Consider the following 14,313-nt stretch of genomic DNA (forward strand, 5'->3'; position numbering starts at 1 on the left):
AATATGAGCAAATATACCGAGGACGATTTAAAGATCGAACTAGAAACAAAAGAATATGAATATGGTTTTTATACCAATTTGGAATCCGAAACGTTTCCTATTGGTTTAAATGAAGATATTGTTCGCGCCATTTCTCAAAAAAAGGAAGAACCACAATGGATGACCGATTGGCGCATCGAAGCTTTTCGTGCTTGGCAAGAAATGATCGAGCCAGAATGGGCGAATGTGCATTATGAAAAGCCAGATTTTCAAGCCATTTCTTATTATTCTGCACCAAAAGCAGTAGATCCAAACAAGACATTAGACGATGTGGATCCAGAACTTTTAGAAATGTACAAAAAGTTAGGTATCTCTGTGGATGAGCAAAAAATGATGAACAATGTGGCTATGGATATTGTAGTTGATTCGGTTTCGGTAGCTACAACTTTCAAGAAAACATTGGCAGAAAAAGGAATTATTTTTATGAGTATTTCCGAAGCCATCAAAGAACATCCAGAATTAGTACGTAAGTATTTAGGAACAGTAGTGCCACAAAAAGATAATTTTTATGCTGCTTTAAACTCGGCGGTATTCTCAGACGGTTCTTTTTGTTATATTCCAAAAGGAGTGAAGTGTCCAATGGAATTGTCTACATACTTCCGAATCAATCAGGCAGGAACAGGGCAATTTGAAAGAACACTTTTAATAGCAGACGAAGGAAGTTACGTTTCTTATTTGGAAGGATGTACGGCTCCAAGTCGTGATGAAAATCAATTGCATGCCGCCGTGGTAGAATTAATCGCCATGGATAATGCAGAGATTAAATATTCAACCGTTCAAAACTGGTACCCAGGAAATAAAGAAGGAAAAGGCGGTGTATATAATTTTGTAACCAAAAGAGGGATTTGCGAAACCAATGCTAAAATTTCGTGGACGCAAGTAGAAACTGGTTCAGCGGTAACTTGGAAATATCCTTCGGTAGTTTTAAAAGGAGATAATTCAGTAGGAGAGTTTTACTCTATTGCAGTAACGAATAATTTCCAACAAGCCGATACAGGAACAAAGATGATCCATTTGGGAAAAAACACCAAATCGACTATTATTTCTAAAGGAATTTCGGCAGGAAAATCACAAAACAGCTATAGAGGTTTAGTACAAATTAGCCCAAGAGCCGAAAATGCTCGTAATTTTTCGCAATGCGATTCTTTATTAATGGGTAATAATTGCGGTGCTCATACTTTTCCGTACATCGAAAGTAAAAATCCAACAGCAAAAATAGAACACGAGGCCACAACAAGTAAAATTGGAGAAGATCAGGTGTTTTATTGTAACCAAAGAGGTATTCCAACCGAAAAAGCGATTGCGTTAATTGTAAACGGATTTAGCAAAGACGTTTTGAATAAATTACCGATGGAGTTTGCTGTAGAAGCACAAAAATTATTAGAAATTTCGTTAGAAGGTTCTGTGGGATAATTTTTTATAAATTTACAAAAGCATTATTTAATTCAGATTGTTATGGAACTCATTTTAAAAAACGTTAAGAAAAAAGATTTTCCAGTCTTGAAATCATTATCGAAATCATTGGGTTTTGAAATCGTTCAAGAAGTAGAAAAACCTTATAATCCAGAATTTGTAAAAGAAATATTGGAAGCTGAACAGAGTATTAAAGAAGGGAAAGGAGCTAGAATGACAATGGAGGAATTGAAAGAATTATGCAAATAGAATTTTCAAGGAAAGCCAAAGAAGATTTAAATTTTTGGGTAAAATCAGGTAATAAATCTGTATTGAATAAAATATATTCCTTGATTGAAGATATTCAATTGCATCCTTTTGAAGGGCTTGGAAAACCAGAGCAATTAAAGCACCAACTCTCGGGAAGGTGGTCCAGAAGAATAAATAAAGAGCATAGAATTATTTATAAAGTTACAGAAGAAAATACAATAGAAATCCTTGATATATTATCGTTAAAAGGACACTACGAATAAAAACAAAACAACTCATGTTATCAATAAAAAATTTACACGCCTCAATAGGCGACAAAGAAATATTAAAAGGAATCAACCTTGAGGTAAAAGCTGGCGAAGTGCATGCGATTATGGGACCTAACGGTGCTGGAAAAAGTACACTTTCGGCTATTATTGCTGGAAATGAAAACTACGAAGTAACCGAAGGCGAAATTATCTTAGACAACGAAGATATTGCAGAATTAGGTCCAGAAGAAAGAGCACACAAAGGGGTGTTTCTTTCGTTTCAATACCCAGTGGAGATTCCTGGAGTTTCTGTAACCAACTTTATGCGTACGGCTATCAACGAAACGCGCAAAGCCAATGGAAAAGAAGAAATGCCAGCCAACGAAATGTTGAAAGTCATTCGTGAAAAATCTGAATTGTTAGAAATTGACCGTAAGTTTTTATCTCGTTCTTTAAACGAAGGTTTTTCTGGAGGAGAGAAGAAACGTAACGAGATTTTTCAAATGGCAATGTTAGAGCCAAAATTAGCTATTCTAGACGAAACAGATTCTGGTTTGGATATTGATGCGCTTAGAATTGTAGCGAATGGCGTAAACAAGCTAAAAAGCGATAAAAATGCTATCGTTGTGATTACGCATTACCAACGTTTATTAGATTATATCGTTCCTGACTTTGTACACGTTTTATACAATGGTAGAATTGTAAAATCCGGTACCAAAGAATTGGCCTATGAGCTAGAAGAAAAAGGATACGACTGGATCAAACAAGAACAAGAAGCCTAAAAATTTGTTTAAAGTTTAAAGTCTAAAGTTATCCCATGACAACTTTAAACTTTTAAACCTTAAACTTTAAACAATTAGAAATATGTTAAAAGAAAAATTGATATCGTCCTTTATGGCGTTCGAAGAGAAGATAGATGTACAAACCGATCTTCATGATATTCGTACTGCAGCGATAAAGAACTTTGAAAATAAGGGATTCCCCACCAAAAAAGAGGAAGCTTGGAAATATACCTCGTTGAATGCTATTTTAAAAAATGATTTCAGCGTTTTTCCAAATACCGAAAATACTATTGAGTACAAAGAAGTACAAAAATATTTTTTGCATGAAGTAGATACGTATAAAGTCGTTTTTGTAGACGGCGTGTTTAGTTCAAATTTGTCTGCTACCACGCATGATGGTATTGATGTTTGTTTGATGTCTTCTACATTAAACAAGCCAAAATACAAAATGATCATTGATACATATTTTAACCAAATTGCTAGTAAAGACGAGTCATTGACTTCTTTAAATACGGCATTTGCTAGCGAAGGAGCTTACATCAACATTCCAAAGAGTAAAGTAGTAGATAAGCCTATTGAAATCATGTACTTTTCAACAGGTTCTGAAAAAGCTTTGTTGGTTCAGCCACGTAATTTGGTGATTGTAGGTGAAAATTCGCATGTGCAAATCATTGAAAGACACCAATGTTTAAATGATAATGCGGTTTTGACCAATTCAGTTACCGAAATTTTTGCTGCAAAACGCGCTATTGTGGATTACTATAAAATTCAAAATGATGCTGCCGAAGCGAATCTAATTGATAATACCTACGTTTCTCAAAAACAAGAAAGTCATGTCTCTGTACAAACCTTTTCATTTGGTGGAAACTTAACCAGAAACAATTTGAACTTTTATCATTTTGGAGAACGTCTTACCAGTACGCTAAACGGAATTACGATAATAGGAGAGAAGCAACACGTTGATCACTATACTTTAGTAAACCACGCAACGCCAAACTGCGAAAGTTTTCAAGATTACAAAGGAATATTTTCAGATAGAGCGACAGGTGTTTTTAATGGGAAAGTTTTCGTAGAAAAAGAAGCTCAGAAAACCAATGCTTTCCAAAAAAGCAACAATATTTTGTTGAGTGATAAAGCCACTATCAATGCCAAACCACAGTTAGAAATTTTTGCCGACGATGTAAAATGTTCTCACGGTTGTACGGTTGGTCAATTGGATGAAACGGCATTATTTTACATGCAACAACGTGGAATTCCTAAGAAAGAAGCCAAAGCATTATTGATGTACGCTTTCTCGAATGCAGTTATCGAAAACATTAAAATCCCTGAACTTAAAAAACGCATTACAGCTATCATAGCCAATAAATTAGGCGTAAAATTAGGGTTTGATTTGTAGTTTTAAATAAGTTTCAAAAAAAAATATAAAGGGCATAAAGTCTATCAAAGACTTTGTGCCCTTTGTGATTTATCCACTATCAAAAATTAGTATCTTTGATGTATTAATCTGCATTCTTATGGAAACAATTATTACAGACATTAACAGTTTAGATCTTTCCAAATCGTATACCTATGCCGACTACCTTACCTGGAATTTTAAGGAAAGATTAGAAATTTTGAAAGGGAAAGTTTTCAAAATGAGCCCTGCACCCAGTAGAAAACATCAAGAAATATCAGTTGAGCTTACGGGTATTTTTTATAATTATTTCAAAAAAACTCCATGTAATGTTTATGTTGCGCCATTTGATGTGCGCTTAAAAAACTTTAAAAAAAGCACCTCAGATAAAGAAATCACAACGGTATTTCAACCTGATATTTGTGTAATTTGCGATAAGGAAAAATTAGATGATAGAGGCTGTCTTGGTGCGCCAGATTTGATCATCGAGATTCTTTCACCGGGCAATTCCAAAAAAGAAATGGATATTAAGTTTGATTTATACGAAGAGAATGCCGTAAAGGAATATTGGATTGTAGAGCCGTATCAAAAATCAATTTTAATCTATACCCTTCAAAAAGATAAATATATCGGTCTTAAACCCATAGCCGAAGAAGGATTAGTGCACAGTCCACTGTTTCCAGAATTGAGCTTTAATGTGGCTGATATTTTTATAGATTGATTTTGTAGAAAAAGGGAAGTTATAATGAACCACCAACCAAAAGTTAGTGGTTTTTTTTTGGAATATATTATTCTTATTTTTTTATATTTTAATTGTTTTTATTCATAGATTTAGAAACTAATTTTTACGAATTAATCAGAAAAATAAATTTAACAAAAAACAAAAATTTAAAGCTGTTATTATTATGAAGAAAATTGTTGTACTTGTTGTATTTGTTGTTGTTCAATTTACCTCACTTTCTGCTCAAAATACATTTGTCGCTAATGGTGTAGTCATTCCTAGAACACTAGAATTTAAAGGAAAAGTAATGGATTTAAGCGGTTTTGGTGTTCGATCGAAATTGTGGGTTGATGTCTATGTTCAGGCGCTTTATCAATCTTTTTACAGCGACAAACCTTTTGAAGTGATGCAAAGCAATACCGAAATGGCTATTCGTATCCAAATTACTTCTGCTATGGTTTCCTCAGGAAAATTGACTCGAAATTTTAATAGTGGATTTGAACGCTCTGCGGGTGCTAATTTAGAGTCGTTACGTACACGAATTGAAAAGTTTAAAAGTTATTTATCTGATGAAATTGTACAAAATGATGTTTTTAATTTGATATACAATCCGTTGGATTCTTCTGTGTATGTCTTTAAAAATAATGAATTAAAAGGAACCGTTCCCGGGATTGATTTTAAAATTGCATTATTTGGAATTTGGCTTTCCAACAACCCTGTAGACGAACAATTGAAAAAGGATTTACTCGGAATAAAATAATTTAAAAATAACAAACCCGGCAACTTTTTAAAATTGTCGGGTTTGTGGTTCTATAGGGTAGAGGTTACTTCTTAAAACTTCCAATCACTCCTTTTAGCAATTCATTTACATCATATTTTGCTTCGTCGCTTAATCCCATTCTAACAATAACCAAATCCAAAGACGGAATAATAAACACCTTTTGTCCTTGGTAGCCATTGCAGGAGTACATATCACGCGGCGCGGCAGGGAAATGACCACCGGCATTCAGCCAAAAGTGCGCTCCATAACCTTCGTTAGAATCGTTGGTGGGCGTGCTTACATAATTCTCCCAATTGGCATCAAAGACTTGGTCGCCGTTCCAGTTGCCTTTATGCAAATACAATAACCCAAATTTAGCCCAATCCCTTGCGGTTGCCCATCCATAAGATGATCCAACATAATTCCCAACCATATCGGTTTCGATTAGCATGGAATGCATTCCAATTCGATCAATCAATTGTGCATACCAAAAATCCAAATATTCTTGATGGGTTTTGAACTGCTTACGCAAGATATAAGACAATAAATTACTAGTTCCCGAGGAGTAATTCCAATGGGTATTTGGAGCGTAGGCAGCTGGTTTTTCGAGCTGTACGCGTCCCATATTTTCGGCTATGAACAACATTTTGGTAGCATCGCATATTTTATCATAGGCTTCTTCCCATTCCAATCCAGAATTCATATGCAACAAATCGTTGGTTGTGATTTTTTTTCGTTCATCGTTTTGCCATTCGCGAATTGGAGCGGGTTTGTTGATATCGTATTTTCCTTGTTTTTGGAGTATTCCAAAAAGAGTAGCAGTGATGCTTTTGGTCATAGACCATCCCAAAATTTTACTGTTTTTGCTAAATCCAGTATCGTATTTTTCTGCAATAATTTTGTCTTTATAAATCACTAAAACGGCTCTTGATCTTTTTTTCTTTTGTCCTTTTGGATCGAAGGCATTGTTTACTGCGGCTGTTAGTTTTGAATAATCCACATTAGCAAAAACAGTGTCTTTGGCTTCATTATTTCCGTAAGGGAAAGGCAAATTATTTTGTGTAAAGTTGCGTTTTGGGGTTAGATAGGGTTTTGAAACATCGAAATCATCATTGATTAAGGTGGCCCCTAAACCCTCTCGATAAATCGCTTTTCTAGTTTTTAATCCGTAAACAGAAGAAGTAGCGGTTTTGGCGTTGTCATCGATTTCATTTTTGGCAAGGTCAATCAGGTCAATATCATTATCTCCTTGTTCGATCATCTCTTGCGAGCGATGGTCAATAAAATGCCCCGAAGCCATACTTTTGGCCGAAAAACCAGAGATTAAATCGAGTTGAGGATAGGTGGTATATCCAATATACCCAAGAACAAGCAAAAGAAGGATTCCGATACTTTTTATAATTTTCTTCATAAAATGTTATTTTTAAGCAATGTAGCAAAAAGTTGGAAACCTTGTGTTTGGTTTTATTTTTTTCTTTCCTTTCCTTGCTCAAACTAAGAATGGTTTTTTCAATAAATGATGCCTATTTGGGTATCAAGTTTTATTAACAACTGTTTGCTAAAAATTAGCTACAGTTTCACTACTTTTGTATTTAGAAAAATTCTAAATTAAGTCATGTTAGATCTTCAAAAAATAAGAGCCGATTTTCCAATCCTTTCTCAAAAAGTCAACGGAAAACCTTTGGTTTATTTCGATAACGGAGCGACTTCGCAAAAGCCACAAGTAGTGATTGATGCGATTGCAAAGTATTACCAAGAAATCAACGCCAACATCCATCGTGGCGTACATACCTTGAGCCAATTAGCTACAGATGCTTACGAATTGTCCAGAGGGAAAATACAACAACATATCAATGCCAAGCACGCCCACGAAGTTTTGTTTACTTCAGGTACTACTCATGGCGTGAATTTGGTAGCGAATGGGTTTGCTTCTCTATTAAAATCAGGCGATGAGGTATTGGTGTCTGCTTTAGAGCATCATAGCAATATTGTGCCTTGGCAAATGCTTTGCGAGAGAACAGGTGCTTCGCTAAAGGTTATTCCAATGAATGAAAAAGGGGAGTTGATCTTGTCTGCATTTGATGAATTACTATCCGAAAAAACCAAAATCGTTACGGTAAATCATATCTCTAACGCTTTAGGAACGATTAATCCTATAAAATACATCATTGACAAATCGCATGAATTTGGAGCAGCAGTTTTTATTGACGGAGCGCAAGCGGTACCGCATTTGAAACCCGATGTTCAAGCATTGGATTGCGATTTTTATGCCTTTTCTGGACATAAAATGTGTGGACCGACAGGCACTGGAATTTTGTATGGAAAAGAAGCTTGGTTAAATAAATTACCACCCTATCAAGGTGGAGGCGAAATGATCAAAGAGGTAACTTTTGAAAAAACCACTTATGCGGATTTGCCACATAAATTCGAAGCAGGAACGCCTAATATTGCTGGAGGAATTGTCCTTGGAACTGCGGTAGATTATATGAATGCCATAGGTTTTGAAAACATTCAGGCCCAAGAGTTGGCACTTCTAGAATACGGTACACAACGCTTGTTAGAAATAGAAGGCTTGCGTATTTTTGGTACTTCAGAAAATAAAACTTCGGTGATTTCTTTTAATATAGACGGGATTCACCCATACGATATTGGGACCATTATCGATAAATTAGGAATAGCTGTTCGAACGGGACACCATTGTGCCCAACCGATTATGAATTTCTTTGAAATTCCAGGAACGATTCGAGCGTCTTTTTCGTTTTATAATACCAAAGAAGAAATCGATAGCTTAGTGGAGGCGGTAAAAAAAGCCAAAATGATGCTGTCATAAACACCTAAAAAAGATGAAGTGGATTAGTCAATTGATTTTTATTTTTGTTATAATAAGTAGTTGTAAAAGTCAAAAAATCAATGATTTTAGTACTTCATCCATCACGTATACTGCGCAATCTAGAGGAGTATATTTGAGTGTTTGGGTCGAAAATCAAAAAGTTTGGGTCATCAAAGGTAGGAATGAAAAGCCCTATGAAGTTGTGCTGACCGCGCAAGAAATGAAAGAGCTTGAAAGTGTCTTTTCTGTATTGAATTTAGAAAAAATCCCTTCATTGAAAGCGCCAACTGCAAAGCGATTATATGATGGAGCAGCGATTGCCAACCTAGCCATTTCCGACGGTGGAAAGGCCTACATCTCCAAAAGTTTTGACCACGGATTTCCCCAAAAAGACATAGAAAAAATAGTAACCTTATTAGTTTCATATAGCGAAAAATAAGCATGAGTATCAAAGAAATACAAGACGAAATTGTAGATGAATTTTCAATGTTCGACGACTGGATGCAGCGTTACGAATACATTATTGAGTTAGGAAAAAATTTGCCTTTAATCGAAGAAGCTGCCAAAACCGACGATAATTTAATCAAAGGATGCCAGTCGAAAGTTTGGTTACAAGGCCAGCAAAAAGAGGATAAAATTGTATTCACTGCCGATAGTGATGCGATTTTGACCAAAGGCATAATCGCGATTTTAATTCGCGCATTCTCGAACCAGAAACCTGCTGATATCTTGAACGCAGAGATGGATTTTATCGGTGAAATTGGGTTAAAAGAGCATTTGTCACCTACCAGAGCCAATGGTTTAGTATCGATGATTAAAAACATCAAAATGTATGCTTTGGCATTTGATGCAAAAAATAATTAAACATATAAGCCATTAAAGTTTTTTTCAAAGATGAAAATAACAAGAACTTTTTTAAAAGAATTGGTGTATCAGGTAAATGGAGCAGCGATAGAAGTTCATAAAAGTTTAGGATCAGGTCTACTAGAAAACATTTATCATCAATGTATTAAAAAGGAATTAGAATTGCGCAAAATAAATTATTCTTCTGAACTTCAAATTCCTTTAACATATAAAGGATTTGAATTGGAATCAAAACTTAGATGTGATTTGTTTATTGAGAATTCGTTGGTTGTTGAATTAAAATCGGTTGCAGAAATCAATCCAATTTTTGATGCTCAACTACTTACCTATATGAATTTATTGAAGGCTCCAATGGGTTTGTTAATTAATTTTGGCGTTAAGAATATATACTATGAGGGACAAAAAACAATGGTAAATGAATATTACAGAGGACTTGATGATTAACGATAAATCAAATTTGATTATAAAATATATTTTATAAGTTTATTACTTACATGAACTTATATCCAGACTTTAGAAAATAAAAAAACTCATATGACTCATATGTTTTAAATACAAAAAAAATGACAGAAGAAATAAACACCGAAGCATTAGGAGAAGCTATCGTAAACAAATTAAAAACGATTTACGATCCGGAGATTCCAGTAGATATTTACGAATTGGGATTGATTTATGACGTGATGGTCAATACCGATTATGAAGTAAAAATCTTGATGACTCTGACTTCCCCAAATTGCCCCGTGGCCGAAAGTTTGCCAAGAGAAGTGGCCGAAAAAATAAAATCAATTGAGCATGTAAAAGATGCTGATGTAGAAATCACTTTCGACCCACCTTGGAGCAAGGATTTAATGAGTGAAGAAGCTAAATTAGAATTGGGAATGCTTTAATTAAAGAGTGTTCAGTAGTCAGTCTTTAGTACCCAGTCATACTGACCACTAAGGACTGATTGCTAACTACTAATTGAAAAGGAGTGTTCAGTTTTTAGTACTCAGATGAAACTGACCACTGAATACTAATTTAAAAAGATGGACGAAATAGTAAATAAAGTAGCCAATAGTGCGCTAAAAGTCTTCGATTTAGAAGATTATTATCCAAGCGGCATTCGAACACAAATTGATGTTTCGCAATGGTTGTTGGATGGTTTTTTATTAAAAGAAAAAGACTTTCGGGAAGCCTTAAAAAATCAGGATTGGTCGCAATACCAAGACCATTATGTGGCGGTGCATTGTAGTACTGATGCCATTATCCCCGCATGGGCATTAATTTTAGTGACGACTTATCTCATACCTTTTACTAAAAAGGTCGTGTTGGGCACCATAGATGATTTGAACACTGCCTTGTATCAAGACATCCTCAACCAACTCGATTATTCCGAATATCAAGATCATCCTTTGATTATTAAAGGCTGTTCCAAAAAACCAGTACCAGAAAGCGCTTATCTTATGGCCATTCAAAAATTGCAACCTTTGGCCAAAAGTATTATGTATGGTGAGGCTTGTTCTGCAGTGCCTTTGTACAAAAGACTCAAAACGTAATTTTTTTTAGAAACCCCAGCAATGGGCATTTTCAGGAGGCAAAGTCCCGCTTCCGCCTACCGTCTGGACACAAATATTTTTATGTTAAAAAGGCACGCAGATTGGTCAGATTATCGCTGATTTTTGTTTGTATATTAAAAATATTATTTACAAAACTTATGTTTTTTCAATACATTTTTTTAAAAGACAACAAATTTATTGGTTTAAATCCGTTCAATCTGTGTCATCTGTGGCCTATCAAAAGATGTGTCCAGACGGTAGGCTATCCGTCATACCCGAGCGATAGCGAACTGGCGAAGCAATCGGGGTTAGGGAGCTACAATTTTCCTTTTTGGTATCATTTTTAGGAGTTTATAACCATTTATTTTTCAGTATTTTAATGGTTTTTACTACATTTGAGTAAGAACCTTAAAACCAAACAAGATGAGAGCCATTGTAATTGCCCTGTTTTTGCTTTATTCCGTTGCTGAAGTACAGGCACAAAACACCGAGAAAGAGCTAATCAAAAACACCGAGGCAGCCGTAAAGAACATCAATGATACTTTGCCGAACGGCTGGCGTAAAAAAGGAAATATTGCATTTCTTTTTAGCCAATCTAATTTTAATAACTGGATTGCAGGAGGGGAAAACAACTTGTCTGGAAATTTAGGCATCAACTATGATTTCAATTACAAAAAAGACAAACTAACTTGGGACAACAAAATCATTGCTTCTTACGGTTTGCTACAAACCAAAAATGCCGATTTTGAGAAAAAAACCGATGACCGTTTCGAATTCAATTCTACCCTAGGACAACACGCTTTTGGGAATTGGTACTACTCTTTATTTCTGAATTTTAGGACTCAATTTACCCGTGGTTATATTTATGGAAAAGATGCCAATGGAGCAGAAATCAGAACGGAGAACACCAACTTTTTGTCTCCAGGATATCTTACTTTTGGTCCTGGTTTGTTCTGGAAAAAGGGAGACCATTTACGATTGAATTTTGCGCCTTTGACCTCTAAAATGACTTTTGTAGACGATTTTTATACCTCCCAAACGGGTTATGTAGATGGAGCTTATTTTGGGGTTGATGCTAATAAAAGCTTGCGCTACGAATTGGGTTTTTATGCTTCGGCTTACTATAAGTTTAATTTGATGACGAATGTTTCTGCTGAAAACACCTTGAATCTTTATACCAATTATTTAGAAGATCCACAAAATGTTGATATTGATTATTCACTGGCTATTGTCATGAAAATCAACAGAGTTTTATCAGCCAACTTGAACTTTCAAGCCATTTATGATGACAATGCTTTTCAAGGCTTTCAAACTCGTCAAGTATTTGGGTTGGGCGTAAATTATAGTTTTTAAAATAACGGCATTAGTATAGTTAAAAAGCCCTTTCAATCATGGAAGGGCTTTATTTTTTTACTTTTCATCCAAGTTCAATCGATGAATAATCTCTGCAATGAGTCCCGTCCAGCCGGTTTGATACTAAAAAAAAATTGCTAAAAATGGATAGTAGGTTTGTGTTCACTATAAAGTTAATTTTTTAGTAGTTATGAGAAGGACGAGCAACTTATTATGCAGTAAGGTAAAAGGATATAGGTACGCTTTTTGAAGCTGCAGTACTATATTTGAAAGATTAAAATCACAAATACATACAAGTTTATTTTGAAAAATACTATATTCGTAAAAAATATACTATAATTTAGCCTCAACTGTGCCTAGTTAATGACTACAAACGACTATTATCCTGGTTTACATAAGCTTGTAACACTCGAAGTACAAGATAATGCTAAACTGACTACAAGTGAAAATTTTATCCAATTTTCTGAAAATTTAATTACACAATACCAACTAGAAAAAGTGGGGATTAGTGAACATATTTTCGAAAACAATAGTTTTACCATAGCCATTTGTTTAAAAGAATCTCATATTTGCATTCATACATGGCCTGAATTCAATCAATTGACTTTGGATGTATATTTATGTAACTATTTGCAAGACAATACACAAAAAGTAAAAGACATTACACAAGAATATATCAGCTACTTTGAAGCAAAAATTCTAAAGGAATTCGAAATTAATAGATAATACATGACTGTCCCTTGTTATAACTGTAATACAACTACAACTCTTGAGGTAAATTTTGAAGTTGAAGTTTTTGCTTGCCCTGCTTGTAACTATGTCTATAAAAACAAAGAAGGTGCGGGTCTTTCGCTTTATATGAAGTCTCAACCCTGCTCCTTTGAGAATACATTTGAGATTAGCAAAACTGCCGTATTTGATAATGTTGACTATCAAGTAACTGGATTAGTGATCAAATCACACCAAGACTTTGAGTGGAGAGAATACATTTTACAATCAAAAAATGGCAACTTTTTATACCTCTCTGAATCTGATGGGCATTGGATTCTTCTAAACGAGATTACTTATGATACCAAAGTTGGCAATCATCCTTTAACAGTAGAGCATAACGAAATCACCTATGATCGCTATGATTATTACTATCCAAAGGTAGTCGCCTCAAAAGGCTTTTTCGATTTTGATATTTACAAAAATGTTGAGCTTATAGAATATATTCATCCACCCTTCTTGCTTAGTTTTGAAAAAGTGGGCCATCAACAAACAGCTTTCTTAGGAAAACATATTTCTACTAGAGCGATAAAAAAAGCGTTCGCTACTACTTCTTTACCTTCAAAAAGAGGCATTGGTCAAGTACAACCCTTTCTAATAAATGTTAGAAATACGGCACTTATTTTTTGTGGAATTGCTTTTTTAATTTTGATTACTCATTGGTTCCTAAACAAAGATCGTGTCGAACAAAAGGTTCTCGATACCTCCATCGCATTTGATGAATATGCTAAAAAAGATTTTGTTACTCCTTCATTTGAATTGAAAGGAAGTTCAGCTCCATTGACCATACAATTGCACTCTAATGTAGATAATTCTTGGGCAAATGTGCAAGTAGCATTAATCAATGAAAAAAATGGCGACGAAGTGTATGCCAACAAGGATATAGAGTACTATCATGGCTATACCGATGGTGAAAATTGGACTGAAGGCGATACTTCTGAAGAATTTAATATTTGTGGAGTCGCTGCTGGTAAATACCATTTGACCATTACCCCAATGAAGGCAAAAGAAGATACTCAAAACCAAACAGTGCATATTCAAGCGAGTTGGTCTAGTCCTTCTACAAGAAATGTCTGGATGATTTATATTTTTATGACCGTATTTGTCGTTGCTATTTATTATTTAGAAAAGTCATTTGAAGAAAAAAGATGGGAATAATCATTTTAAATACAATATGGAAAAAGTAAAAGAATTTGTGCAATCCAACTTCATTGCACTGCTCGTAGGAGGTTTATTTTATGCGCTTTTTGTGTATTACAATTGGCAAGGCAATAGCATTTGCGATTGCGAAACCACGGAAAATTATCGCCCTGCACAAGGCAATCGCTCAGTAAATCATTTTTATCACAAATAACTAA

General features: G+C 34.8%; 18 protein-coding genes. 17 read left to right on the forward strand and 1 reads right to left on the reverse strand.

Features of this window, described 5'->3' with window-relative positions; genetic code table 11:
* Positions 1-3 precede the first annotated feature (3 nt).
* The 7 genes from sufB to AO58_RS0104205 all read left to right on the forward strand — a co-directional run bounded on the left by sufB (position 4) and on the right by AO58_RS0104205 (position 5,605).
* Entirely contained in the window at positions 4-1,452 is a 1,449-nt protein-coding gene (sufB, locus tag AO58_RS0104175; protein ID WP_024980497.1) for a Fe-S cluster assembly protein SufB, read from the forward strand.
* A 42-nt stretch (positions 1,453-1,494) separates the two neighbouring features.
* Complete coding sequence (locus AO58_RS0104180; protein WP_024980498.1) at positions 1,495-1,701, forward strand: DUF2683 family protein; 207 nt, start codon at positions 1,495-1,497, stop codon at positions 1,699-1,701.
* Positions 1,692-1,964 (forward strand): Txe/YoeB family addiction module toxin, encoded by a 273-nt coding sequence (locus AO58_RS0104185; protein ID WP_024980499.1) that lies wholly within the window; start codon positions 1,692-1,694, stop codon positions 1,962-1,964. Before AO58_RS0104180 ends, AO58_RS0104185 begins: the two co-directional genes overlap by 10 nt.
* 14 nt (positions 1,965-1,978) lie before the next feature.
* Positions 1,979-2,731 (forward strand): Fe-S cluster assembly ATPase SufC, encoded by a 753-nt coding sequence (gene sufC / locus AO58_RS0104190; protein WP_024980500.1) that lies wholly within the window; start codon positions 1,979-1,981, stop codon positions 2,729-2,731.
* An 82-nt stretch (positions 2,732-2,813) separates the two neighbouring features.
* Positions 2,814-4,127, forward strand: coding sequence for a Fe-S cluster assembly protein SufD (gene sufD, locus AO58_RS0104195; protein WP_035717374.1), 1,314 nt, complete (start codon positions 2,814-2,816; stop codon positions 4,125-4,127).
* A 118-nt stretch (positions 4,128-4,245) separates the two neighbouring features.
* Positions 4,246-4,845, forward strand: a complete 600-nt coding sequence (locus tag AO58_RS0104200; RefSeq protein WP_024980502.1) for a Uma2 family endonuclease — start codon at positions 4,246-4,248, stop codon at positions 4,843-4,845.
* 184 nt (positions 4,846-5,029) lie between these two features.
* Complete coding sequence (locus tag AO58_RS0104205) at positions 5,030-5,605, forward strand: chalcone isomerase family protein (protein WP_024980503.1); 576 nt, start codon at positions 5,030-5,032, stop codon at positions 5,603-5,605.
* Positions 5,606-5,669: 64 nt separating this feature from the next.
* Here AO58_RS0104205 and AO58_RS0104210 read toward each other — a convergent pair whose 3' ends face one another.
* Entirely contained in the window at positions 5,670-7,016 is a 1,347-nt protein-coding gene (locus tag AO58_RS0104210; protein ID WP_024980504.1) for a serine hydrolase domain-containing protein, read from the reverse strand.
* A 204-nt stretch (positions 7,017-7,220) separates the two neighbouring features.
* On the opposite strand from AO58_RS0104210, the gene AO58_RS0104215 reads away from it, so the two are divergent.
* The 10 genes from AO58_RS0104215 (at position 7,221) to AO58_RS0104260 (ending at position 14,309) form a co-directional block, all read left to right on the forward strand.
* The gene (locus AO58_RS0104215) at positions 7,221-8,435 is read left to right on the forward strand and encodes an aminotransferase class V-fold PLP-dependent enzyme (protein WP_024980505.1); all 1,215 of its coding nucleotides are present in this window, start codon (positions 7,221-7,223) and stop codon (positions 8,433-8,435) included.
* Positions 8,436-8,448: 13 nt separating this feature from the next.
* Positions 8,449-8,874, forward strand: coding sequence for a hypothetical protein (locus AO58_RS0104220; protein ID WP_024980506.1), 426 nt, complete (start codon positions 8,449-8,451; stop codon positions 8,872-8,874).
* Positions 8,875-8,876: 2 nt separating this feature from the next.
* Positions 8,877-9,299, forward strand: a complete 423-nt coding sequence (locus AO58_RS0104225) for a SufE family protein (protein ID WP_024980507.1) — start codon at positions 8,877-8,879, stop codon at positions 9,297-9,299.
* Between the two features lie 30 nt (positions 9,300-9,329).
* Positions 9,330-9,743 (forward strand): GxxExxY protein, encoded by a 414-nt coding sequence (locus AO58_RS0104230; RefSeq protein WP_024980508.1) that lies wholly within the window; start codon positions 9,330-9,332, stop codon positions 9,741-9,743.
* Positions 9,744-9,862: 119 nt separating this feature from the next.
* A complete protein-coding gene (locus AO58_RS0104235) occupies positions 9,863-10,186 on the forward strand; it encodes a DUF59 domain-containing protein (protein ID WP_024980509.1) in 324 nt (107 codons plus the stop codon).
* A gap of 138 nt (positions 10,187-10,324) precedes the next feature.
* Positions 10,325-10,834 carry a DUF2480 family protein gene (locus tag AO58_RS0104240; protein ID WP_024980510.1) on the forward strand — a complete coding sequence of 170 codons (510 nt, stop codon included), beginning with the start codon at positions 10,325-10,327 and terminating at the stop codon, positions 10,832-10,834.
* Between the two features lie 423 nt (positions 10,835-11,257).
* A complete protein-coding gene (locus AO58_RS0104245; RefSeq protein WP_024980511.1) occupies positions 11,258-12,187 on the forward strand; it encodes a DUF3078 domain-containing protein in 930 nt (309 codons plus the stop codon).
* A 363-nt stretch (positions 12,188-12,550) separates the two neighbouring features.
* Complete coding sequence (locus AO58_RS0104250; RefSeq protein WP_024980512.1) at positions 12,551-12,913, forward strand: S-adenosylmethionine decarboxylase family protein; 363 nt, start codon at positions 12,551-12,553, stop codon at positions 12,911-12,913.
* 3 nt (positions 12,914-12,916) lie between these two features.
* Entirely contained in the window at positions 12,917-14,113 is a 1,197-nt protein-coding gene (locus AO58_RS16930; RefSeq protein WP_024980513.1) for a DUF4178 domain-containing protein, read from the forward strand.
* Between the two features lie 16 nt (positions 14,114-14,129).
* Complete coding sequence (locus AO58_RS0104260) at positions 14,130-14,309, forward strand: hypothetical protein (protein WP_035717397.1); 180 nt, start codon at positions 14,130-14,132, stop codon at positions 14,307-14,309.
* The last annotated feature ends 4 nt before the right edge of the window (positions 14,310-14,313 follow it).

This window comes from Flavobacterium succinicans LMG 10402, from assembly GCF_000611675.1.
Lineage (GTDB): Bacteria > Bacteroidota > Bacteroidia > Flavobacteriales > Flavobacteriaceae > Flavobacterium > Flavobacterium succinicans.